At 70.2% G+C, this 23680-nt stretch carries 18 protein-coding genes and 1 tRNA gene; 9 read left to right on the plus strand and 10 right to left on the minus strand.

The window, feature by feature from the left end; all coding sequences use genetic code 11:
- The first annotated feature begins 47 nt into the window (after positions 1-47).
- The 4 genes from serS (at position 48) to BN2660_RS08195 (ending at position 3584) form a co-directional block, all read left to right on the plus strand.
- On the plus strand, positions 48-1331 hold the full coding sequence (gene serS / locus BN2660_RS08180) for a serine--tRNA ligase (RefSeq protein ID WP_091229975.1): 1284 nt from the start codon (positions 48-50) through the stop codon (positions 1329-1331).
- Complete coding sequence (locus BN2660_RS08185) at positions 1328-2149, plus strand: HAD family hydrolase (protein WP_091229977.1); 822 nt, start codon at positions 1328-1330, stop codon at positions 2147-2149. The genes serS and BN2660_RS08185 overlap by 4 nt, the downstream gene beginning before the upstream one ends.
- Positions 2150-2191: 42 nt before the next feature.
- A tRNA-Ser gene (locus tag BN2660_RS08190) sits at positions 2192-2276 on the plus strand.
- A 48-nt stretch (positions 2277-2324) separates the two neighbouring features.
- Complete coding sequence (locus BN2660_RS08195; protein WP_091229979.1) at positions 2325-3584, plus strand: LCP family protein; 1260 nt, start codon at positions 2325-2327, stop codon at positions 3582-3584.
- Between the two features lie 72 nt (positions 3585-3656).
- Here the strand turns inward: BN2660_RS08195 and BN2660_RS08200 are convergent, their stop codons facing one another.
- Complete coding sequence (locus tag BN2660_RS08200; protein WP_091229982.1) at positions 3657-4244, minus strand: TetR/AcrR family transcriptional regulator; 588 nt, start codon at positions 4242-4244, stop codon at positions 3657-3659.
- A 93-nt stretch (positions 4245-4337) separates the two neighbouring features.
- Between BN2660_RS08200 and BN2660_RS08205 the strand changes: the two genes are divergently transcribed.
- The gene (locus BN2660_RS08205) at positions 4338-6626 is read left to right on the plus strand and encodes a glycoside hydrolase family 3 C-terminal domain-containing protein (RefSeq protein ID WP_091229984.1); all 2289 of its coding nucleotides are present in this window, start codon (positions 4338-4340) and stop codon (positions 6624-6626) included.
- Positions 6627-6690: 64 nt separating this feature from the next.
- Here BN2660_RS08205 and BN2660_RS08210 read toward each other — a convergent pair whose 3' ends face one another.
- The 6 genes from BN2660_RS08210 to BN2660_RS08235 form a co-directional block, all read right to left on the minus strand.
- Positions 6691-8133 (minus strand): aldehyde dehydrogenase (NADP(+)), encoded by a 1443-nt coding sequence (locus BN2660_RS08210; protein ID WP_091229987.1) that lies wholly within the window; start codon positions 8131-8133, stop codon positions 6691-6693.
- Entirely contained in the window at positions 8130-9248 is a 1119-nt protein-coding gene (locus BN2660_RS08215; protein WP_255305088.1) for a mandelate racemase/muconate lactonizing enzyme family protein, read from the minus strand. The genes BN2660_RS08210 and BN2660_RS08215 overlap by 4 nt, the downstream gene beginning before the upstream one ends.
- Positions 9249-9261: 13 nt before the next feature.
- Positions 9262-10161, minus strand: coding sequence for a 5-dehydro-4-deoxyglucarate dehydratase (locus BN2660_RS08220; protein ID WP_091229990.1), 900 nt, complete (start codon positions 10159-10161; stop codon positions 9262-9264).
- Between the two features lie 10 nt (positions 10162-10171).
- Complete coding sequence (locus BN2660_RS08225; RefSeq protein WP_091229993.1) at positions 10172-11089, minus strand: NAD-dependent epimerase/dehydratase family protein; 918 nt, start codon at positions 11087-11089, stop codon at positions 10172-10174.
- Positions 11086-12417: a Gfo/Idh/MocA family protein gene (locus BN2660_RS08230; protein ID WP_091229996.1), complete on the minus strand. Its 1332-nt coding sequence runs from the start codon at positions 12415-12417 to the stop codon at positions 11086-11088. Before BN2660_RS08230 ends, BN2660_RS08225 begins: the two co-directional genes overlap by 4 nt.
- 261 nt (positions 12418-12678) lie before the next feature.
- The gene (locus tag BN2660_RS08235; protein ID WP_091229998.1) at positions 12679-13686 is read right to left on the minus strand and encodes a LacI family DNA-binding transcriptional regulator; all 1008 of its coding nucleotides are present in this window, start codon (positions 13684-13686) and stop codon (positions 12679-12681) included.
- A 149-nt stretch (positions 13687-13835) separates the two neighbouring features.
- Here BN2660_RS08235 and BN2660_RS08240 point away from each other — a divergent pair, with 149 nt between their 5' ends.
- From BN2660_RS08240 to rhaS, 4 genes are read left to right on the plus strand one after another with little or no spacing between them, the layout of a single operon-like run.
- Entirely contained in the window at positions 13836-15365 is a 1530-nt protein-coding gene (locus tag BN2660_RS08240) for a sugar ABC transporter ATP-binding protein (RefSeq protein WP_091230000.1), read from the plus strand.
- Complete coding sequence (locus BN2660_RS08245) at positions 15362-16393, plus strand: ABC transporter permease (protein WP_091230003.1); 1032 nt, start codon at positions 15362-15364, stop codon at positions 16391-16393. Before BN2660_RS08240 ends, BN2660_RS08245 begins: the two co-directional genes overlap by 4 nt.
- Positions 16390-17445 carry an ABC transporter permease gene (locus BN2660_RS08250; RefSeq protein WP_091230006.1) on the plus strand — a complete coding sequence of 352 codons (1056 nt, stop codon included), beginning with the start codon at positions 16390-16392 and terminating at the stop codon, positions 17443-17445. The genes BN2660_RS08245 and BN2660_RS08250 overlap by 4 nt, the downstream gene beginning before the upstream one ends.
- A gap of 55 nt (positions 17446-17500) precedes the next feature.
- Positions 17501-18544 (plus strand): rhamnose ABC transporter substrate-binding protein, encoded by a 1044-nt coding sequence (rhaS, locus tag BN2660_RS08255; RefSeq protein WP_091230009.1) that lies wholly within the window; start codon positions 17501-17503, stop codon positions 18542-18544.
- A 780-nt stretch (positions 18545-19324) separates the two neighbouring features.
- On the opposite strand, the gene BN2660_RS08260 is transcribed toward rhaS, so the two are convergent.
- The 3 genes from BN2660_RS08260 to BN2660_RS08270 are packed head-to-tail and all read right to left on the minus strand — an operon-like array spanning position 19325 to position 23618.
- Positions 19325-20722: a rhamnulokinase gene (locus BN2660_RS08260; protein ID WP_091230012.1), complete on the minus strand. Its 1398-nt coding sequence runs from the start codon at positions 20720-20722 to the stop codon at positions 19325-19327.
- The gene (locus BN2660_RS08265; protein WP_091230015.1) at positions 20719-22755 is read right to left on the minus strand and encodes a bifunctional aldolase/short-chain dehydrogenase; all 2037 of its coding nucleotides are present in this window, start codon (positions 22753-22755) and stop codon (positions 20719-20721) included. The genes BN2660_RS08260 and BN2660_RS08265 overlap by 4 nt, the downstream gene beginning before the upstream one ends.
- Positions 22752-23618, minus strand: a complete 867-nt coding sequence (locus tag BN2660_RS08270) for an alpha/beta hydrolase (RefSeq protein WP_255305089.1) — start codon at positions 23616-23618, stop codon at positions 22752-22754. Before BN2660_RS08270 ends, BN2660_RS08265 begins: the two co-directional genes overlap by 4 nt.
- Positions 23619-23680 lie beyond the last annotated feature (62 nt).

A 23680-nucleotide genomic window follows, 5' to 3' on the forward strand; every position in this document is an offset into this window, starting at 1 on the left:
CTCTCCGGCGGGGCGGACGCGCCCGGCACGCACCATAGACTTGGTGGATGATCGAGCTTGCACTCCTCCGCGAGAATCCGGAGATCGTCCGCCGTTCTCAGGCCGCCCGAGGCAACGACCAGGGCACCGTCGACACCGCGCTCGAGGCAGACCGATCGCGTCGCGCGGCGCTCGCGGCCTTCGAAGAGCTGCGGGCTGAGCAGAACGCGTTCGGCAAGCAGGTCGCGAAGGCCCCCAAGGAGGAGAAGGCGGCGCTCGTCGCGCAGGTCAAGGACCTCGCGGAGCGCGTCAAGCAGGCCCAGCAGACGGCGAACGAGGCGGCTGACGCCCTCGCCGCGGCACTCGCCCGCATCGAGAACGTCGTCATCGACGGTGTCCCCGCCGGTGGCGAGGCCGACTTCGTGGAGCTCCGCCGGGTCGGCGAGGTGCCCGCCTTCGACTTCGAGCCCCGTGATCACCTCGAGCTCGGCGAGATCCTCGGCGCGATCGACATGGAGCGCGGCGCCAAGGTGTCGGGTGCGCGCTTCTACTTCCTCCGCGGCATCGGCGCGCGCCTCGAGATCGCCCTCATGAACCTGGCGCTCGACAAGGCCCTGCAGAACGGCTTCATTCCGCTGATCACGCCCACCCTCGTGCGGCCGGAGATCATGCAGGGCACCGGGTTCCTCGGCGAGCACGCCGACGAGGTCTACCACCTCGACAAGGACGACGACCTCTATCTCGTCGGCACCAGCGAGGTCGCGCTGGCGGGCTACCACAAGGACGAGATCCTCGACCTGGGCAAGGGCGCGCTGCGTTACGCCGGCTGGTCGACGTGCTACCGGCGTGAGGCGGGCTCGCACGGCAAGGACACTCGCGGGATCATCCGCGTGCACCAGTTCAACAAGCTGGAGATGTTCGTCTACACGACGCCCGAGGACGCCGAGGCCGAGCACCTGCGCCTCATCGCCCTGCAGGAGGAGATGCTGACGGCGCTCGGCCTCGCCTACCGCGTGATCGACGTCGCCGCCGGGGACCTCGGATCGAGCGCCGCCCGCAAGTACGACATCGAGGCCTGGGTGCCGACCCAGGGCGCGTTCCGCGAGCTCACCTCGACCTCGAACTGCACCACGTACCAGGCCCGTCGGCTCGACATCCGGCACCGCCCGGAGGTCGAAGACGGGCAGACGGCGAAGACGCGGCACGTCGCCACGCTGAACGGGACGCTCGCGACCACCCGCTGGATCGTCGCCCTGCTGGAGACGCATCAGCAGGCGGACGGATCCGTGCGGGTGCCCGAGGTGCTGCGCCCGTATCTGGGTGGACTCGAAGTGCTGGAGCCCGAGGCGTGACGGCGCACTGGCTCGTCGGACTCGACGTCGACGGCACGATCCTGCTGCAGGACGAGACCATGAGTCCCGGCGTCCCCGAGGCTGTCGCGCGACTGCGGGATGCCGGCCACGAGGTCACGATCGCGACCGGTCGCAGTTGGATGGCCACCCACCGCTATGTCGACGAGCTCGGCCTCACGCCGCAGTTCGTCGTGTGCTCGAACGGCGCGGTCACGATGCGGCGGGTCGGCGACGAGTGGGAGCGGTGGCACATCGAGACCTTCGACCCCTCGCCCGTGCTGGCCCTGCTGCGCGAGCGGCTGCCGGATGCCCGGTACATGGTCGAGCTCGGCGACGGCAAGCGCCTCTACACCGAGCACCTCGACGACTGGACGCTCGACGGTGGCCGGCAGGTGGGCTTCGAGGAGCTCGTCGCCGAACCCGTCTCGCGTGTCGTCGTCGTGTCGCCCGGGCATGATGAGGACGACTTCCACCGGCTGGTGTCCGACGCCGGACTCAACGAGGTGTCGTACGCGATCGGCTGGACGGCATGGCTCGACATCGCTCCTCAGGGCGTCGACAAGGGCACGGCCCTCGAGCGGGTGCGCACGGAGCTGGGCTTCGGCCGCGGTCAGGTGCTCGTGGCCGGCGACGGACGCAACGACCTCGGCATGTTCGGCTGGGCCCTCGGGCTCGACGGACGCGCCGTGGCGATGGGTCAGGCCCCCGACGAGGTCAAGGCCGCCGCGGGCGAGGTGACGGGCGATGTCGTCGACGGCGGACTCGCCGTCGCGCTGAACTCCCTTCCAGCCCCTGCCCAGGTCAGCGCGGGAGAATAGAACTCGGCTAGACTCACGGCTTGTCGGCAGATTCGTCTGTCGGGAGGGTTGTCCGAGCGGCCGATGGAGCTGGTCTTGAAAACCAGTGGGCAGAGATGTCTCGTGGGTTCGAATCCCACACCCTCCGCTTCCTGAGCACGGTGCCTGCACCGCACGCTGAACCGAAAGGCCCCGAGTGAGTCAGAGCACCCGACGCCGTCGCACCATCGCGCGACATGGCCAGCTGCGCACGCCCGGCCCTGTCAGCCAGCTTCTGAAGTTCATCGCGATCGGCCTCGCCGTCGTCCTCGTGAGCGGCATGGGCGTCGCGGCATACGTGGTCTACGACCTGTCGAGCACCGTGACGGCGAACGCCGTCGAGCTCGACGACACCAAGGACCTTCCCCCGGACATCAGCGAGTACGAAGGCGGATTCAACCTCCTCCTCACCGGCGTCGACACGTGCGAGGAGGCCTACGCCGCCTACTTCGGCGACCGCTGCAGCGGCCCCGACTCGGAGGGCACTCTCAACGACGTCAACCTGCTCGTGCACGTCTCCGAGGAGCCGCGACGCATCACCGTCGTGAGCTTCCCCCGCGACCTCATGCTCCCGATCCCGGAGTGCGAGGACGCCGAGGGCGAGGTCCACTCGGCGATGAGCAAGCAGTCGCTGAACACCGCCTACACGGACGGCGGCCTCAACTGCGTCGCGAAGACCATCACGCAGCTCACCGGGCAGGACATCCAGTTCGCGGCATCCGTCACCTTCGGCGGCGTCATCGAGATCACGAACGCCATCGGCGGAGTCGACGTCTGCCTCGCGACGCCCATCAAGGACAGGTACACCGGCCTCGACATGGCGGCCGGCACACACACGATCCAGGGCCTGGAGGCGCTGCAGTTCCTGCGTACGCGGCACGGCGTCGGTGACGGCAGCGACCTCGGCCGCATCGGCAACCAGCAGCAGTACATGTCGAGCCTGGTGCGCAAGATGATCAGCGGCGAGACGCTCGGCAACGTCCCGACGATGCTGAAGCTCGCGAACGTCGGCCTCAGCAACGTCGAGGCCAGCACCTCGCTCGCGGAGCCGATCAAGATCGTGCAGATCGCGCTCGCGGTCAAGTCGGTGCCGTTCGAGGACATCGTCTTCCTGCAGTTCCCGACCCAGACGGATCCCGACAACCCCAACAAGGTCGTCGCGAACAAGTCCGCGGCCCAGACGATGTGGGACGCGATCAACGCGAACGCGCAGCTGCAGGTGACGCACGAGAACAGCGAGAACGACGGGGTGGTCGTGACGGAGCCGGTTCCCGGCACCGCGACCGAGCCGACGACCCCGGGCACCGAGGCGACGCCCGATCCGGCGGCGACACCGGACAACGTCGTGGCGCTGCCCGACTCGATCAAGGGCAACTCGGCCGCTCAGCAGACCTGCTCCAACGGCAACGTGCGCTGAGCCGCCTCCGAGCGTTCCACGAAGCCGCTCCTCCGATCTCTCGGGGGAGCGGCTTCGTCGTCCGCGCCGCTGTCAGCGGCTCTCAGCGGGCGGGTGGAGCACGTCCATGAGCGCCCCGATGATTCCGGGCATGTCGACGCTCCGATCGATCATCCACTGCAGCTGCAGGCCGTCGGCCACCGCCTGGATCACCCTCGACATCGTGTCGGGGTCGAGGGCGGCGCGACCCTCGTCGTCGACGAACGCCTCGGTGATGGCATGACGCAGGCGCTCGCGCCGGGCGAGGAAGTACTCATGCGCCGGGTGCGCCGGATCCACGGCATCGACGGCGAGGCGTGAGAACAGCTCGACGACGCCCGGCACCTCGGTGTTGTGGCGGATCACCTCGATGAAGGCGGCCTTGGCGTCAGCCGTGCCCACGGAGTCGCCGAGATGCGGAGACCGCTCGTCGCGCTCGTCGCGGGTGCGGAGTACCTCGGTGAAGAGCTCCTCCTTGCTGCCGAAGTAGTGCAGCAGGGCCGCCGGTGTGACACCCACGCCCTCGGCGATCTGCTTGAGGGAGGCGTTCTGGTAGCCCTTGCGCCCGATCACGTCGAGCGCGCTCTCGAGGATCTCCTCGCGCCGGGCGACGCCTTTCGCGTATGAACCTCGTCGTGCCATGGGTCGACCCTATTCCGACGGGTCATTGAGATCCAATACTGACTCGCATATAGTTTTCGCAAGACACCGGCGTCGCTCCGCGAAAGGAAGACCATGACCGACATCTCGGCATCCGACCTCACTCTCGAAGAGAAGGCCTCGCTGACCAGCGGGGCGGACTTCTGGACGACGAAGGCCCTGGGCAGGATCGGACTGCCGTCGATCATGATGACCGACGGGCCGCACGGCCTGCGCAAGCAGGCGGGCGGCAGCGACCACCTCGGGCTCGCCAGCAGCGTGCCCGCCACCTGCTTCCCGCCCGCCGTGGGGATCGGGTCGTCCTTCGACCCGGAGATCATCGAGCGGGTCGGCGCCGCGATCGCCGTCGAGGCGGCGATCGAGGACGTCGCCGTCGTGCTCGGCCCCGGCATCAACATCAAGCGCTCCCCTCTGTGCGGACGCAACTTCGAGTACTTCTCCGAGGACCCGATCGTCTCGGGGGTGCTCGGCGCCGCCTCCGTGCGCGGCGTGCAGTCGCGGGGCGTCGGCACCTCTCTGAAGCACTTCGCCGCGAACAACCAGGAGTTCGACCGGATGCGCGCGAGCTCCGACGTCGACCCGCGACCGCTGCACGAGATCTACCTCCGCGGTTTCGAGCGCGTCGTCAGGGACGCGCAGCCGTGGACGGTCATGTGCTCCTACAACCGGATCAACGGCGTGTATGCCTCGGAGGATCCGTGGCTGCTGACGCAGGTGCTCCGCGAGGACTGGGGGTTCGAGGGACTCGTGGTGTCGGACTGGGGAGCTGTGAACGACCGGGTCGCGGGCGTGGCAGCCGGGCTCGACCTCGAGATGCCGTCATCCGGAGGTCGGACCGACGCGCAGCTCGTCGCCGCCGTGCATGCGGGCGACCTCGCCGAGGGCGTGCTCGACACCGCGGCGCAGCGGGCGATCGACCTCGTGCGCAAGGCCCAGGCCCGCCCGACGGTCACCGGCCCCCTCGATGTCGAGGCGCATCATGCGCTCGCCCGCGAGGCGGCAGGACGCTCGATCGTGCTCCTCAAGAACGACGGCGCGCTGCTGCCGCTCGCCGCGTCGCGCACGGTGGCGGTCATCGGAGCCTTCGCGACCGAGCCGCGGTTCCAGGGTGCGGGCTCGTCGCTGATCAACCCGACGAAGCTCGATGCGGCTCTCGACGAGATGCGCGTCGTCGGCGGCGACGAGGTGTCGTACGCGCCGGGCTTCGCGGTCGAGGGCGGCGCCATCGCCGCATCCGGCCGCTCTGCAGACGACCTCCGGGACGAGGCCGCGGCCGCCGCCGCGGGCGCCGACGTCGCCGTCGTGTTCCTCGGACTGCCCGCCGCAGAGGAGTCGGAGGGCTTCGACCGCGAGCACATCGACCTCCCGGCCGAGCAGCTCGCGGTGCTGGATGCCGTGCTCGAGGCGAATCCGCGCACCGTCGTCGTACTCTCGAACGGAGGTGTCGTCGCGCTTCCGTTCGCGGATCGGGTGCCGGCCATCGTCGAAGGGTGGCTGCTCGGACAGGCCGGCGGCGGAGCCATCGCCGACGTCCTGTACGGCGTCGTGAACCCGTCTGGCAAGCTCACCGAGACCGTCCCTGTACGCCTCGAGGACAATCCCTCGTTCGGCAATTTCCCCGGGGAGTTCGGGCATGTGCGGTACGGCGAGGGCGTGCTCGTCGGCTACCGCTGGTACGACGCGAAGGGCCTCGACGTGACCTTCCCGTTCGGGCACGGACTCTCGTACACGACGTTCGCCTACGGCCAGGCGACCGCCGAGGTCGAGGCCGACGGAGACGTCGTCGTCCGCCTCGAGGTGACCAACACCGGAGACCGCGACGGTCGAGAGATCGTGCAGGTCTACGCCGCCCCCGCGGCGTCGGCCGTGCAGCGCGCGCCTCGCGAGCTCAAGGCGTTCTCCTCGGTCGCCGTCGCGGCGGGTGAGACCCGGACGGTCGAACTCACCATCCGCCGAGACGACCTCGCCTACTGGGACGTGCGGGTCGACCGCTGGATCGTCGAGCCCGGCGAGTACATCCTCGATGTCGCGGCGTCCAGCCGCGACATCCGCTCGTCGACGACCGTCCAGATCGCCGGAGACCTCGTCTCCCTGCCTCTGACCATGGAGTCCTCCGTGGGCGACGTGCTCGCTCACCCCGTGGCAGGACCCATCGTCATGTCGGCACTGGGCGGATTCATGGGCGAGATGACCGGCGCCGATTCGTCCGCCGCGTCGATGCTGCCGAACGACGAGGCGATGCAGAAGATGATGGCGTCATTCCCGATCGGGCGCCTCATCGGCTTCCCCGGTGTCGACGTGACGCACGAGCAGGTCCAGCAGCTCCTCGCCGGAGCGAACGCCGGAGTCCTGCCACAGGCCTGATCGCGACGGGCGGATCGCCGACGCCCCACCCGCTCGAGGAAGCGCGTGGGGCGTCCGGCGCCGGTCAGGCCGGGACCACGAGCCTTCCGTTGCGCCGGTGCGGAAGCCTCGTGAGCGCGTGGTCGCGCAGCACCTCGGGCAGCAGCGGCTCCGGTGCGTCCTGGAACGTCAGCGGACGCAGGAACCTGCGGATGGCGGATGCTCCGACCGACGTGTGCAGCGAGGTCGTCGCAGGCCACGGCCCCCCGTGCTGCTGCGACCACGTGACGGCGACGCCGGTCGGCCAGCCGGCGAACAGCACCCGGCCTGCGCGATCCTGCAGGAGTTCCAGGGTGGCGGACACGTCGTCCACCGGCTCGGCGTGGAGCGTCGCGGTGAGGCTGCCGGGTACGGCGGCGATCGCGGCGTGCAGCTCGTCCCGGTCGTCGTATCGCACGAGGAGCGTGACAGGACCGAAGCACTCCTCGAGGAGGACGTCGGGACGCTTGACCACCGAGCGCGCGTCGGTGAGCAGCGCGACCGGTCGGACTCCCTGGACCTCCACACCCGACGCGAGCACCGAGACGGACGGGTCGTCCTCCAGGTGCGCGAGACCGGCGGGGAACGCCTCGGTGATGCGCTCGGTCAGCAGTGGGCCACCCGAGGCGGCGGGCAGGGCGGCCGCGACGGCGTCCTCGAATCCCGTGCCGGCGGGGATGAAGACGACCCCCGGCTTCGTGCAGAATTGGCCGACGCCGAGGGTGAACGAACTCACCAGGCCCGTCGCGAGAGCATCCTTCTGCGCGGCGACGGCGGCCTCGGTGATGACCACCGGGTTGATGCTGCCCAGCTCGCCGTAGAAGGGGATCGGATCGGGTCGGCCGGAGGCGAGGTCGAACAGGGCGCGCCCACCCGACACGGAACCGGTGAAGCCGGCGGCGCGCACGAGCGGATGCTGCACCAGGGCGTTGCCCGCCTCGCGGCCCTCGACGAGGGAGAGGGAGCCTGCGGGGGCGCCGGCGGCCTCGAGCGCGGCCGCGACCAGGTTCGCCGTGAGCGCGGAGAGGCGCGGATGTCCTGAGTGCGCCTTCACGATCACCGGGTTGCCAGCAGCGAGGGCGGACGCCGTGTCGCCGCCCGCGACGGAGAACGCGAAGGGGAAGTTCGAGGCCGAGAACACCGCGACGGGGCCGAGCGGGGTGAGCATGCGTCGCAGTTCGGGCCGGGGCGGCGTCGCCGTGGCATCCGCATCGTCGATGGTGAGCTCGAGGTACGAGCCCTCCTCGACCACGCTCGCGAACAGGCGCAGCTGACCGCTCGTGCGTGCCACCTCGCCGGTCAGGCGCGCCGCGCCCAGCCGGGTCTCCTCGTCGGCGACGGCGACCAGCGCGTCGGCGTTCGCGTCGAGCGCATCCGCGGCCGCGCGGAGCCAGGTCGCGCGCTGGGCGGCGGAGGAGCGTCGCCAGATCGGGGCGGCGGCCGCGGCCGCGTCGACGATCGAGCCGAGGTCTGCGGAGGAGGTGGTCACGAGGGGGCCTTTCCTTCGGTGGACGCGGGGGAGTCGGGGAGAAGAGGGGCGAAGCGGAGTCCGAGACCCGTGTGCTCCCGCTCGGTGAGGTATCCGCCGGTGATGGCCACCGGAGACGGGTCCACGAGTGCGCCGAGCGCGGCGAATCCGGCATCCTCCACGTCCTCCACGAGCACCTCGGTCGTCGTCTCGGGCAGAGCGAGCGCGAGCTGACCGGAGAGCTCGGGCAGCAGGTGCGGATGCAGAGCGGCGCCGTGCGACGCGGCGAGCCCGGCGATGCGGAGGAAGGGTGTGATGCCGCCGACCCTGACGATGTTCGGCTGCACGATCTGCGCCGCGCCCGCGCGCAGGAAGTCCTCGAACCGATGCGCCGTGTGCAGGTTCTCGCCCACGGCGATCGGCACGGCGACGCGCGTCGCCAACTCGGCGTGCCCTGCGAGGTCGTCGGCGCGCAGCGGCTCCTCGATCCACGCGGGGTCGAAGGCGGCGAGGGCGTCGATCGACGCGGTGGCCCGATCGAGGTCCCAGCGCTGATTGGCGTCGATCATCAGGGAGCGATCCGCACCGAGCAGCGCTCTCACGGCGGAGACACGATCGACGTCCTCGGCGAGGTCGGGCTTGCCCACCTTGATCTTCACCGCGTCGAACCCGTCGTCGACCCACCGCTGCACCTGGGCGAGCAGCTCGTCGAGCGAGTAGTGCAGGTTCACACCCGAGCCGTACGCCCGGACACGGTCTCGGCGACGGCCGAGCAGTCGCGACACGGAGGTGTCGGCTGCGCGGGCCTCGGCATCCCACAGGGCGAGATCGAGTCCGGCCAGCGCGATCGTCGTGATGCCTCCGCCACCCGCCTCGTGCAGGTGCTCCCAGAGCGCCTGCCAGATCTCGCCGGGAACGGCGGAACGGCCGACGGCCGCGGGGGCGATGTCGTGCTCGAGCAGCGCCTGCACCGCATGCACCCCGATCTGCGGGCTCCACGAGAAGCCCCAGCCCTCGACCCCGTCGGATCGGACCACGTGCGTGGCGACGACACCCACCGATGTCACGTCCGCCGCCCAGGGGCGGGTCAGCGGCACGCGCTGCAGTCGTGTCGTGAGGCGTCGGATGCTGGTCACAGCGAGTACTCGCTCACAGCAGCGCGCGTCCGGCGGCGAGGATCTCGGCGAGCCGCTCGTGCTGCGCCGGCGTCGGGTCGACGAGCGGGGCGCGTACCGGACCGACCTCGAGACCCGACAGCCGGAGGCCCGCCTTGATGAGCGAGACACCGAAGCCGGGAGTCTCGTCACGGAGCTCCACCAGGGGGCGGTAGAAGCCGTCGAGCAGGGCCAGACGTCGCTCCTCGTCCGCGTCCGTGTATGCGCGATAGTGGGCGTTCGCGATGTCGGGCGCCATCGCGAACGCGGCCGACGAGTACAGCGGGACGCCGATGCCCCGGTACGCGCCCTGGGTGAGCTCCGCGGTGAGCAGCCCGTTGAAGAACGCGAAGTCCGCACGGCCCTCCGCCGCGACCGCGCGCACGATGAGCTGCGTCGCGCCGATGTCGCCGGTGCCGTCCTTGAAGCCGACCACCCGGGGGTTGGCCGCCAGGCGGCGCATCGTCTCCACCGAGTACTGGGCGCTGCCGCGGTGATACACGATCACGGGAAGGTCGGATGCCTCCGCGATGTCCTCGACGTAGCGGATGAGTCCGGCCTGGGTGCCGCCGACGAGGTAGGGCGGCAGCACGAGCAGGCCGTCTGCACCGGCATCCGCGGCGGACCGCGCCACGTCGATCGCATGGCCGACCGGGCCGCCGGTTCCGGCGATCACCGGCACCCGACCGGCGACGGCCGTGACGGCTGTGCCCACGACCGCCGCGGCCTCGGACGCCGAGAGCGCGTGGAACTCGCCCGTGCCGCACGCGGGGAAGACCCCGCCCGCGCCGGCCTCGACCCCGGCAGCGACGTGGGTCGCGAGCAGGTCGTGGTCGATCGCCCCCTCGGGCGAGAACGGTGTCACGGGGAAGAACAGGATTCCGCGGAAGTGCATGGCGAACCCTTCAGGAGACGGATGCGGGGGTGGGCGAGCCCGCGAGCTCGGTGCGCCAGCTGCGCGACGGGTGCCAGCCCAGCAGTCGGGCCGCTTTCGCGGAGGAGAAGGCGGGCGAGTCCCCGGTGAGCGCCGAGGCAGCCTCAGCCGTGCCCGGGTGGAAACGGGGGAGGAGGTCGCTCAGCGGCTGTCGCGCGAGCGCATCGTCCGCACCCACGAAGAACACTTCGCCGCTGGGGATGTCGTCGAGCGCCGCCAGGAGCGAGTCGGCGAACGAGGCGACGTCACGCGCATCCACGTAGTTGAAGAGAGCGGGGGCGGCCAGCGCCGGGTCGTCGAGGCGCTCCTGCACGGTGTGTCCCTGCTGCGTCGGAGCGCCCGCCCACTCTTCGGGGGCGATCACGAAGCAGGGGCGGAAGGACGCGTACCGCACCTGATCGCCGGTCTGGCGCCGCAGCGTGTCGAGGGTCTGCTCGATGAGCAGCTTCGACAGCGCGTACGCGTTCCACGGCTCCACGGGCGAGGTCTCGTCGAGCGGAAGTCGATCGGGCGTCCAGCCACGGGGTGCGCCGTAGCCGATGACCGTCGGACTCGACGCCGCGACCACCCGCCGGATGCCGGCGCGCACCGCCCCGCCGAGCACGGACTGGGCGAGCCCCGCGTTCGTGCGCAGGATGACGTCCTCGGGGGCGCTGAAGGGCACGGCGATGGCGGCGAGGTGGATGAGCGCGTCGGCTCTCGTCGCCGCGAGCGCGGCCGCGGTGGCGTCGGCATCCGCGAGGTCCACGGCGAGCTGAGCCACGTCGGGGCGGTCGAGCCGATCGCTCGGCTGACGGTCGATCGAGACGAGGTCGTGCCCCGCGTCGGCCAGGCCGGAGACGAGGGTGCGGCCGAGGCGTCCCGACCCACCGGTGACGACGATCCTCACGGTCGCTCGTCGAGCAGGGCGATCCCGAGATCCGCGACGTTCACGGGCAGCCCCGTCTCGAGGGAGCGGTTGCCCGCGATGCCCACCGCGATCGAGCGGATGCCGTCGGTCCAGTCCGCGGGCCGAGCGAGGGGATCGTCACCCGGACCCGCGAAGACGTCGGAGAGGAGCAGAGCGTCACCGCCTCCGTGCCCGCCGTCGCCGCCGTCGATGGACACCTCGAAGGCGGCCTCCCAGTGTCGCTGCACGATCAGCCGCTCGCCCTCCGGTCGGACGTCCGTCGTGCCGTCGCCACCCGAGAGGCTCGGGTCGAGGGTGGGATGCAGCCCCTCTCCTGCGAGGACGGCTCCGCGCTCGACCACCTCCAGCTCGGCGCGTCCGAGAGTGCCGTTGACGGCGACCCGGTAGCCCTCCCACGGCGCATGCGCGTTGAGGGAGTACGAGAGCGTCGCGCCCGAGGCGTAGTCGACCACGAGGGCGAGGTTGTCCTCGATCGTGATCCCCTCGCTGAAGACGTCGAGATCGCGTCGGTATCCGTCGTGCTGCTCCGCCTCGAGGTAGAGGGCGGAGAGACGCTCGTCAATGCGCAGATCGAGTTCGAAGAGGTCTCCGTCGTCGTGCGTTCCGCGGGCGGGGCGCTCGCCGAGTCCTCGGCGCGCGGCGTTCTCTGCACCGTAGAACCGCAGTCCGCCCGATGCGTAGACCCGCGTCGGCTGCGAGCGGATCCACCAGTTGACCAGGTCGAAGTGGTGGCTCGACTTGTGCACGAGCAGCCCGCCGGAGTTCTTCTTCTCACGGTGCCAGCGACGGAAGTAGTCGGCGCCGTGATTCGTGTCGAGCATCCAGGAGAAGTCGATCGAGGTGACCTGGCCGATGGTCCCGTCCTGGATGACCTGGCGCAGTGCGCTGTTGCGGGGCGAGTAGCGGTAGTTGAAGGTGAGCACGACCCGGCGGCCGGTCCGGGCGACGGCATCCTCGATGCGCGCGGCGCTTCTCGCGTCGATCGTGAGCGGCTTCTCGACGACGACGTCGGCTCCGGCCTCGAGTGAGCGCACGATCAGCTCGGCATGCAGGTCGTCGCGCGCGCAGATGATCACGCGGTCCACACGCTCCTCGCGGATCAGCCGCTCGAGCTGTTCGGGAGTGCCGACGCGGGCGGGTGCGGCATCCGCGGCGACGAGCCGATCGGCGTAGTAGGCGGCCCGCACCGGGTTGGGCTCGACGATCGCGACCAGTTCGGCGCGGTCGCGGTGCTCGCCGACGATCGCATCCACGTACATCTGAGCCCGGTGTCCGGCTCCGGCGAGTGCGTAGCGGGTCTTCGTCATCGTGATCCTTCGTTGATCTCGAAACTGGGGAAACGTTTTCCCGACGATAGCACAGGGCGCGGATGCGGGGACGTAGGTCGGATCCGCCTGCCCGCGCGCGGATACGCGTGCGGATGGCTGGCCGGATCACGGATGGCTGACGGTTCGACGCCCGGCGGCCAGCCATCCCGTCCGTCGGCCAGCCATCCGTACGGTGAGACGACCGCCGGGACCGCCGGCCACCGGGACCGCCGGGACCGCCGGGACCGCCGGGACCGCCGGTCAGCCGCCGGTCGAGCGACGGACGATGAGCTCCGGAGGGAACACGGTCTGCCGCGGGATGCTGTCGGGGTCCGCCGCCTCCTCGAGCACGATGCGCAGCGCCGTGCGGCCGATCATCCGACTCGGCTGACGGATCGACGACAGCGGCACCGCCGCGGCCGCCGCGAACGGGTTGTCGTCGAAGCCGATCAGCGCGATCTCGTCGGGGACGAGCAGGTGCCCGCCCGACACGAGCGACTGCAGGAGTCCGAGGGCGAGCAGGTCGTTGGCGGCGAACAGGGCATCCGGCCATTCGCGGCGCGGGCGGGTGAGGAGCCGAGCGCCGGCGGCCACACCCTCCTCCACCGTCATCGCGGCGGTCGGCACGACCTCGAGCTCGACGTGCACCGCGGCGTTCTCGGCGGCGGCGCGGGCTCCTGCGAGGCGATCCGTCACCTGGCGCATGTCGAAGGGGCCGCCGACGAACGCGATGCGCCGCCGCCCTCCCTCGATCAGGTGCTCGACGGCGAGGCGTCCGCCCGCGACGCTGTCGACCGAGACCGACGAGAAGCCGCTGTCGGCGCTGAAGCGGTCGACGAGCACGGTCGCGATGCCGCTCGCCCGGAACCGGCGCAGCTGCGTCATGACGTCGCCGTACGGGGCGATGAGCAGTCCGCGCACCTGCTGCTCGCGGAAGAGGTCGAGGTAGACCTTCTCGCGAGAAGGATCGTCGTCGGTGTTGCCGTAGAGGATCGCGATGCCGTGACTGGATGCCTCGTCCTCGGCGCCGCGGACCACGTCGTTGTAGAAGGGGTTCTGGCCGTCGAGCACGACGAACCCGACGGTGGTGCTGACTCCCGCCCGCAGTTTGCGGGCGGCGTCGTTGCGCACGTATCCGAGATCGTCGATGGCCTTCGTCACGCGCTCGACCGAATCGCTCGACACCTCGTCGGGTCGATTGAGGACGTTGGAGACTGTGCCCACCGACACCCCGGCGCGGACGGCGACATCACGGATGCTGATCGGCATCTGCTGTCCTCTCGTCGTCGGGCGGATCACGCTTCGGCATCGGGGCTTGACCTGAGACCGGCATCACATACACTAGCCTGAAACAAGCTTGAATCGATTCAGGTGAAGTTCATTCCGATCATCATCCCCCTCAACGGAGAGGAAAGCCAGTGGTAGACGCAGCCTCCGCCCGCAGCGCTCCCCCCACCGCGCTCGAACTGCATCGGGTCGTGAAGTCCTTCGGACCGGTCGTCGCCCTCCGCTCGGGAAGCCTCACTCTGCGGCCGAACTCGATCCACGCCCTCATCGGCGAGAACGGCGCCGGCAAGTCCACGCTCGTGAAGATCATGGCCGGCCTCTACCGCCGTGACTCGGGCGACTTCCGTCTGCACGGCGAGGACGTGGACTTCACCAGCACCGCGCAGTCGAAGGCCGCGGGCATCGCGGTCATCTATCAGGAGCCGACGCTGTTCCCCGACCTCTCGGTCACGGAGAACATCTTCATGGGCCGTCAGCCCACCGGCATCCTGGGCCGCATCGACCGCAAGGCCATGCGCACCGAGGTCGAGCAGATCTTCCGCCGCCTGGGCGTCACGCTCGACCCCGACCGCATCACCGAGGGGCTCTCGATCGCCGACCAGCAGATCATCGAGATCGCCAAGGCCATCTCGCTCGACGCCAGCGTGCTCATCATGGACGAGCCCACGGCGGCGCTCAGCGGCGTCGAGGTCGACCGGCTCTTCGCCGTCGCCCGGAGCCTCCGCGACGAGGGCCGTGCGATCCTCTTCATCTCGCACCGCTTCGACGAGGTGTTCGACCTCTGCGACACCGTCACCGTGATGCGCGACGGCGCCTACATCGCCACCACCCCGATTGCCGAGACCACCGTCGACGACCTCGTGCGGCAGATGGTGGGCCGCGACGTCACCGAGCTCTTCCCGAAGCAGGAGGCCGCGATCGGCGAACCGCTGCTCGAGGTCGCAGGACTCAACCGACCCGGCGTCTTCCACGACATCTCCTTCACGGTGCGGGCGGGCGAGATCGTCGCCCTGGCCGGCCTCGTCGGTGCCGGTCGGTCGGAGGTCGCCCGCGCCGTCTTCGGCGTGGACCCGTACAGCGACGGCGAAGTGCGGATGCTGGGCGCCGCCGTCGCCCGCCGCAGCCCGACCGCCGCGATGCGCAGCGGACTCGCCCTCGTCCCCGAGGACCGCCGCAAGCAGGGTCTCGTCATCGACGCGGGCGTCGGCGGAAACATCACGCTCGCGATCCGTCGGCGTCTCTCGAAGTGGGGGCTCATCACCAGCGGCATCGAGAACCGTGCCGCCAAGGAATGGGCGTCTCGCCTCGAGGTCAAGACGCACGCGCTCGACACCGTGGCATCCACTCTCTCCGGAGGCAACCAGCAGAAGGTCGTCCTGGCGAAGTGGCTGGCCACCGACCCGCGGGTCCTCATCATCGACGAGCCCACGCGCGGCATCGACGTCGGCACGAAGTCGGAGGTCCACCGCCTCCTGTCGCAGCTCGCCGGCCGGGGCATGGGAATCCTCATGATCTCGTCCGAGCTCCCCGAGGTCCTCGGCATGGCCGACCGCGTGCTGGTGATGCGCGAAGGTCGCATCACCGCCGAGATCTCCCGCGAGGACGCCACCAGCGAGAACGTCATGTTCGCCGCCACACACTCATCGGAGCTGCACTCATGAGTCTCACCACAGCCCCCGTGGCCGCCGCTCCCGCGTTCGCGAAGAAGCCTGGCGGGATCGGGCGCGCGCGCGAGTTCGGCATCTTCGCCGCGCTCGTCGTCGTCGTGATCGCGGCGACGGCCAAGAACCCGGCGTTCCTCTTCAGCGCCGACGGCTGGCGCGACCTGCTGCTCACGCCGTCGATCCTCGTGCTCGTCGCTGTGGGCCAGGCCATCGTCATCATCACCCGCAACGTCGACCTGTCGGTCGGCTCGGTGATGGGCCTGACCGCGTACCTCACCGGACGGATGTTCGTCGACCTCCCCGGCATCCCGATCATCGTCGTGGTGATCGCAGCCGTGCTCCTCGGTGCCTTCCTCGGCCTGGTGAACGGCGCCCTCGTGGCCTTCGCGAAGGTGCCGGCCATGGTGATCACGCTCGGCACGCTGTACGCCTACCGCGGCATCAACGTGCTGTGGACCGGCAGCGACCGGATCAACGCCTCCGACATGCCCAAGGACTTCCTCGGGCTCGGCACGCAGCAGATCCTCTTCATCCCGGTGCTGTCGATCATCGCGGTCATCGTGCTGGCGCTCGCCGCCTGGTACATGCGCAACACCCGCGGAGGCCGCGAGTACTACGCCATCGGGTCCGACCCGTCGGCGGCCGAGCTCTACGGCCTCAAGGTCACCCGCCGTGTGCTCTCGGCGTTCATCCTGTCGGGTGCGCTCGCGGGTCTGGCGGGCGTGTTCTACGCTGCCCGGTACGGGTCGATCAGCTCGCAGGCGGGCAGCGGATGGGAGCTGGATGCCGTCGGCGCGGCGGTCATCGGCGGCATCGCCATCACCGGCGGAGTCGGCACCGTCTGGGGCGCGGCCATCGGCGCCATGCTGCTGATGACCATCAACAGGGCGCTGCCCATCCTCGGCATCCCGGACTTCTGGCAGCGGGCCGTGGTCGGCGTGCTCATCATCGGGGCCATCGTGCTCGACCGCGTGCTCGCGGTGCGGCAGAGACGCCAGCTCATCGAGGCAAGGGACGAATCATGACCACCGCGACGACGACCACGACGTCGACCCGCGTCATCCGCGACTACGACCGTCCGCTGTGGCGCCGCATCCTGATCAACCGGGAAGCCGCGATCATCGCGCTGCTCGTGCTGGTCTCCGTGGTCGCCGCGATCACGGTCCGCGGATTCGCCCAGCCGATCACCGCGAACTACCTCCTTCTCGACGTCGCCCCGATCCTGCTCATCGCGCTGCCGATGACGCTCGTCATGATCACCGGCGAGATCGACCTCTCAGTCGGCTCGATGGTCGGTCTCGCCAGTGTCGTCACCGGCGTGCTCACCCAGTCGGGTGCACCCTTCGAGGTCGCGGCTCTCGCCGCCCTGCTCGTCGGAATCGTCGGCGGAGCGTTCAACGGCTTCCTCGTGACCGTCGTCGGTCTGCCGTCGCTCGCCGTCACGATCGGCACGCTCGCTCTCTTCCGCGGCCTCGCGGTGGGGCTGCTCGGCACGACCGCCGTGACCGACTTCCCCGAGACGTGGACGGCTCTCGCGAAAGCCAAGATCGCCGGCACGACGATCCCGTACATCGTGATCCCGTTCCTGATCCTGCTCGTGATCTTCGCCGTGCTCCTGCACTTCACGCCGTTCGGCCGCGGGGTCTTCGCGATCGGCCTGTCGAAGGACGCGGCGCGGTTCTCGGGGGTGGACGTCGAACGCACGAAGTTCATCCTGTTCGTGCTCTCGGGTGTCGTCGCGGCGTTCGCCGGCATCTTCTACACGCTGCGGTTCGGAAGCGCCCGAGGAGACAACGCCACCGGGCTCGAGCTGCAGGTCATCGCGGCGGTCGTGCTCGGCGGAGTGTCGGTCTTCGGCGGACGAGGTCACCTCCACGGCGTCGTCGCCGCCGTGCTCCTCATCGGGGTGCTGGGCAGCAGCCTGCGCCTCGCCGGCGTCACCTCCGACGTCATCAACATCATCACCGGCGGTCTGCTGATCTTCTCGGTCGTCGCAGCCAGCGTCCTCGCCTGGGTGCAGCGCGTCCGCGCCAAGGCCGGACCGCCCCTCCGCGTCGCAGCCTCCCCCGCACCATGAGGCAGCCTCTCATCGTCGGCATCCGCCTGCGGTGATCATCACGAAAGGAAGAACAATGACGTTTGCACGCAAGAAGATCGGGGCGTTCGCCGCGGTCGCGGTCGCCGCGGCGCTCGTGCTGAGCGGCTGCGCCGACACCAGCGGTGGATCGGGCGGCTCGGGCTCCGGCGGCGAAGGCGGATCGGACAACCTCGCGATCACGTTCCTGCCCAAGAACCTCGGCAACCCCTACTTCGACACGTCCAGCGAGGGCGGCAAATCGGCCATCGACGAGTTCGGCGGCACGTTCGCCGAGGTCGGACCGGCAGAGGCCACGCCCGACGCGCAGGTGAGCTACATCAACACCGCCACGCAGCAGGCCGTCGGCGCGCTCGTCGTGTCGGCGAACGACCCCAAGGCGATCTGCGACGCCCTGAACGAGGCGCGGGACGCCGGAGTCAAGGTCCTCACCTTCGACTCCGACACGAACCCCGAGTGCCGCGACCTGTTCATCAACCAGGCCGACTCCGAGGGCATCGCCAAGGTCCAGGTCGACCTCATCGCCGAGCAGATCGGCGGCGCCGGCGAGGTCGCGATCCTGTCGGCATCCGCCAACGCGACGAACCAGAACGCCTGGATCGAGCTGATGAAGGAGTACGCCGCCAGCGAATACCCCGACATCGCGATCGTCGAGACCGTCTACGGCGACGACGACGACCAGACGTCGTTCGACAAGACGGCGGCCCTGCTGCAGAGCCACCCGAACCTGAAGGGCATCATCTCGCCCACCACGGTCGGCATCGCGGCTGCGGCACGCTACGTCTCGACCTCGGACTACAAAGGCAAGGTCGCCATCACCGGTCTCGGCACGCCGAACCAGATGCGCGAGTACGTCGGAGACGGCACCGTCACGGCGTTCGCGCTGTGGAACCCGGCCGACCTCGGCTACCTGGCGGCGTTCGCTGCCAAGGCGCTGATCGAGGGCGAGATCACCGGCGAGGAGGGCGACACCTTCGAGGCGGGCGAGCTCGGCGAGTACACGGTCGGCGCTGACGGCGTCGTGCTGCTCGGCGACCCGTTCGAGTTCACCGCGGACAACATCGGCGAGTTCGACTTCTGAGTCGGGTTCGTGAGGGGCGCTCGGGCTTCGGCCCGGGCGCCCCTCTTGTGTGTCCGGCGGTTCGGCTTCGGGTTCGTGTTCGGGTTCGGCTTCGGCTTCGGGGCCCTTTTCCGGGACCTTCCGGGTACGGATGGCGGGTGAAGGGACGGATGGCTGGCGGAAGCGGGTGGTTTCGGCATCCGTTCGAGACCTCGGCCAGCCGGATGCGCGGTGGACGGGAGGGTGGCATGGTCGCGGAGCGTTCGGCTCGGGTGTCCTTCGTGTCTGTTGCGCCTCTTGTCCGGCGGGCTCCTCCGTTAGGGATGGCTGGCGAACGGACGGATGGCTGGCGGAACGGGTGGTTTCGGCATCCGTTCGGGACCTTGGCCAGCCGGGTGCGAGGTGGACGGGAGGGCGGCATGGTCGGCGGAGCGTACGGCTCGGTTGCGCTTCGTGTCTGCTGCGCCTCTTGTCCGGCGCGCTCCTCCGTTACGGATGGCTGGCGAACGGTCGGATGGCTGGCGGAAACGGGTGGTTTCGGCATCCGTTCGGGACCTTGGCCAGCCGGGTGCGCGGTGGATGGCAGGCTGGGGAGGCCGCGGCGGGTGACTGGCACGTCCGCGACCGCGGGTGGCGAGGGACCGCGGGTACGGTGCCGCGGCTTCGTCTTCGGGACCTTCTCCGGTACGGATGGCTGGTGAACGGACGGATGGCTGGCGGAAGCGGGTGGTTTGGGCATCCGTTCGGGACATCGGCCAGCCAGGTGGACGGGGGGACGGGGCGGGGGCAGGCCCTGACCCGTCAGCGGGGGTCGAAGCGCTCGGGGGCGTGGGTCGCGGCGACGAGGGCGCGCAGCTCCGCGAGCGACGCGGGAGCCGCCCCGAGGGCGCGGGCCTGCACGAGCACGTTGCCGAGCGCGGTCGCCTCGACCGGGCCCGCGAGCACGGGAAGACCGGTGCGGTCTGCGGTCGCCTGGCAGAGCAGACGGTTGAGCGAGCCGCCTCCGACGAGATGGATGCTGTCGAGCTCACGCCCCGACAGATCGGATGCCGTCTGCACGGCGTCCGCGAAGGCTGCCGCGATCGATTCGACGATCGACCGGGCGAAGGCCGCCCGTGTCGAGGGCGCCTCGGGTCCGAGCAGCGCTGCGATGCGCGCGGGCATGTCACCCGGCGCGCTGAGCGAGGGATCGTTCGCGTCGAACAACGGCACCTCGTCGGTCACCGCGGATGCGGCAGCGAGCACCGAAGGCAGGTCGATCGCCGCGCCGTCCTCCGCCTCCCACGCACGGACCGTCTCGCTGAGCAGCCAGAGCCCGGTGACGTTGTGCAGGAAGCGGAAGCGGCCGTCGACGCCGCGCTCGTGCGTGAAGTTCGCGTCACGCGCAGCATCCGTCAGCACCGGCTCGGTGAGCTCGACCCCGACGAGTCCCCAGGTGCCGCAGGAGATGTAGGCGGAGTGCGGAGTCGACAGCGGCGCCCCGACGACAGCGGATGCCGTGTCGTGCGAGCCGACCGCGATGACGGGCAGGTCCTTTCCGATACGGGCCGCCAACTCGGGACGCAGAGTGCCGATCGTGGATCCGGGGTCGACCAGCGGCGGAAGGATGCGCGACGGGATGCCGAGGCGATCGACCAGCTCGCCGTCCCATTCGCCCGACTCGACACCGAGCAGGCCGGTCGTCGACGCGTTCGTCCGCTCGGCGACCGCCGTCCCCGTGAGGAGGTACGCGATGAGGTCGGGGATGAGCAGTGCGGTGTCGGCCTCCGCGAGGCGCGCGTCGACGCGGTACTGGTACAGGGTGTTGAACGGGAGGAACTGCAGTCCGTTGCGACGGTACAGCTCGGCGAACGGCGCGACCGCGTGCACCTCTTCCACTCCGCGCTCGGTGCGCTCATCGCGGTAGTGGAAGGGCTCGGCGAGCAGCGCTCCATCCTTCAGCAGCCCGTAGTCGACGGCCCAGGAGTCGATGCCGATGCTCTCGATGCCCGGCTCGCGGCGCACCGCCTCGGTCAGTCCGGCGACGACGTGCTCATAGAGCGCGCCGAAGTCCCAGTGCAGGCCGTCTTCGCGTTCGACGGGGCCGTTCGGGAACCGCGACACGAGCTCGAGGTCGAGGCGGCCGTCGCCGATCCGCCCGATCATGACGCGACCGCTGGTCGCCCCGAGGTCGACGGCGGCGACGGACCGGACCGTCATCGGAGGAACGCCGCGGCGACGCCCGAGTCGACCGGGATGTGCAGGCCGGTCGTGCGGCTGAGCTCGGGACCGGTGAGCACGTACACCGCATCCGCCACATTCTCGGGTACGACCTCGCGCTTGAGGATCGTGCGGTTGGCGTAGAACTGGCCGAGGTCCTCTTCGGCGACGCCGTAGGTGGCGGCACGGTTGGCGCCCCAGCCGGAGGCGAAGATGCCTGAGCCGCGCACGACGCCGTCGGGGTTGATGCCGTTGACGCGGATGCCGAACTCGCCGAGCTCGACGGCCAGCAGCCGCACCTGGTGCGCCTGGTCGGCCTTGGTGGCCGAGTAGGCGATGTTGTTCGGCCCGGCGAAGACGGAGTTCTTCGACGAGATGTAGATGATGTCGCCCCCGAGCTTCTGGTCGATCAGCACGCGTGCCGCCGCCTTCGAGACGAGGAACGAGCCCTTGGCCATGACGTCGTGCTGCAGATCCCAGTCCTTCTCGGTGGTCTCCAGCAGCGGCTTCGACAGCGAGAGGCCGGCGTTGTTGACCACGAGGTCGACCCCGCCGAAGGCGAGCACCGCATCGTTCAGCGCGGCCTGGATCGCCTCGGCATCGGCGACGTTCGCCGCGACGCCGATCGCGACGTCGGTGCCGCCGAGCTCCGCCGCAGCGGCCTGTGCCTTCTCGAGGTCGAGGTCGGCGATCACGACGCACGCGCCCTCGGCCGCGAGACGGGTGGCGATGGCCTTGCCGATGCCGCTGGCGGCACCGGTGACGAACGCGATGCGGCCCTGGTGCGACTTCGGCTTCGGCATCCGCTGCAGCTTGGCCTCTTCCAGCGCCCAGTACTCGATGCGGAACTTCTCGGCGTCGGAGATGGGGGAGTAGGTCGAGAGCGACTCGGCGCCGCGCATGACGTTGATCGCGTTGACGTAGAACTCACCGGCGACGCGGGCGGTCTGCTTGTTCGCGCCGTACGAGAACATGCCGACGCCGGGCACCAGCACGATGAGCGGGTCGGCGCCGCGGATCGCGGGGGAGTCGGCCGTCGCATGCGCGTCGTAGTACGCCTGATAGTCGGCACGGTACGCGGCGTGCAGCTCGTGCAGCCGGGCGATCTGCTCCTCGAGCGACGCCGTGGCCGGCAGGTCGAGGATCAGCGGCTTGACCTTGGTGCGCAGGAAGTGGTCGGGGCAGCTGGTGCCGAGGGCCGCCAGCTCGGGAGCGCGCTCGGAGGCGAGGAAGTCGAGGACGACGTCGGAGTCGGTGAAGTGGCCGACCTGCGGCCTGTCGGTCGACGCGATGCCGCGGATGGTCCCGGCGAGGGCGGCGGCGCGCTCACGGCGCTCCGACTCTGCACGCGCCTCGAAACCCGCGCGGACACCACCGAACGGGTCGGCCTTGCCGTTCGCGGCGATGTAGGCGGCGGCGGTGTCGATGATCCACAGCGAGTTCGTCTCCGACTCCTCCGACGTGTCGCCCCACGCCGTGATGCCGTGGCCGCCGAGGATGCAGCCGATCGCCTGCGGGTTCTGCGCCTTGATCGCGGCGATGTCGAGCCCGAGCTGGAATCCGGGGCGGCGCCACGGAACCCAGACCACCTTGTCGCCGAAGATCTCTGCGGTGAGCTTCTCGCCGTCGGCGGCGGTCGCGATCGCGATGCCCGAGTCGGGGTGCAGGTGGTCGACGTGCGCGGCGTCGACGAGGCCGTGCATGGCGGTGTCGATCGACGGGGCGGCGCCGCCCTTGCCGTGCAGGCAATAGTCGAAGGCCGCGACCATCTCGTCTTCGCGGTCGAGTCCCGGGTAGACGTCGACCAGTGCCCGCATGCGGTCAAGGCGCAGCACGGCGAGGCCCTGCTCCGTCAGTGTTCCCAGGTCTCCGCCCGAGCCCTTGACCCACAGCAGCTCGACCGGCTGACCCGTGACCGGGTCGGTCTCGGTGCCCTTGGCGGAGGTGTTGCCGCCTGCGTAGTTCGTGTTCTTCGGGTCGGCTCCGAGACGGCGGGAGCGTTCGATGAGGGCGGCGGCGGTGGGGGTGGTCATGACTGTTCCTTGCGGTCGGGAGAGCTGTCGGCAGACGTGGAGAGGATGCGGGCGGCGAAGCGGTCGATGGACGCCGCCGCTCCGGGGTGGTCGGGCTGGTTGAGGTGGCCGTGACGGGTGCCCGGCTCGGTGGAGATGTCGACGTCGACGCCGGCGGCGCGCAGCGCGACGGCGAAGGCCTCGCCCGAGACACGCAGCTCGTCGACCTCGCCGGTGATCATGATGGTCGAGGGGAAGCCCGCGAGATCGGCGACGGATGCGATGCCGGGCACCGCGTACATGTCGGCGCCGTCGACAGCGGCGCCGAGGTAGTTCTCGTACATGCCGCGTACCTGGTCTGGGCCGAAGACGTCGGCCTCCGGATCGGCGTCGAGGGCGGCGCGGAGCGCGGCATCCGGCGATCCCTGCACGGCATGGAGCGTCGGGTATGCGAGCACCGCGACGGCGGGCACGGGGCCGCCGATGTGGCTGAGCCGGAGGGCGGCGCCGGTGGCGAGATTCGCGCCGGCGGACGCGCCGCCGATCGCCCACGGTCCGCGAGCGAGGCCGGACGCCACGGCCCAGCGGAACGCGGACTCCACCTCCTCCGACGCGACGGGGTAGTGCACGCCGTCGCGCTCGGGGGCGTCGGCGGAGAGAGCCGAGGTGCGCGGGAAAGGCGCCAGCGCGTAGTCCACGGACACGACGAGGATGCCGCGGTCGGCGAGGCTGCGGGCCACCCAGTCGGCCTCGGGCATGTCGATCTCTCCGGCGGCGAATCCGCCGCCGTGCGCCCAGACGAGGCCGGGCCCTGCAGGCGCTGCCGGCTCGTACACCCGCACGCGGAGCGGGCCGTGCGGGCCGTCGAGAACGCGATCGCTCACGGCATCCGTTCCTTCCATGTGGTGCGAGCCGGAGAGGTCGTCGGGGTGCGGGGATCGGCTCC

Origin of the sequence: Microbacterium sp. 3J1 (genome assembly GCF_001049495.1) — a bacterium.
Lineage (GTDB): Bacteria > Actinomycetota > Actinomycetes > Actinomycetales > Microbacteriaceae > Microbacterium.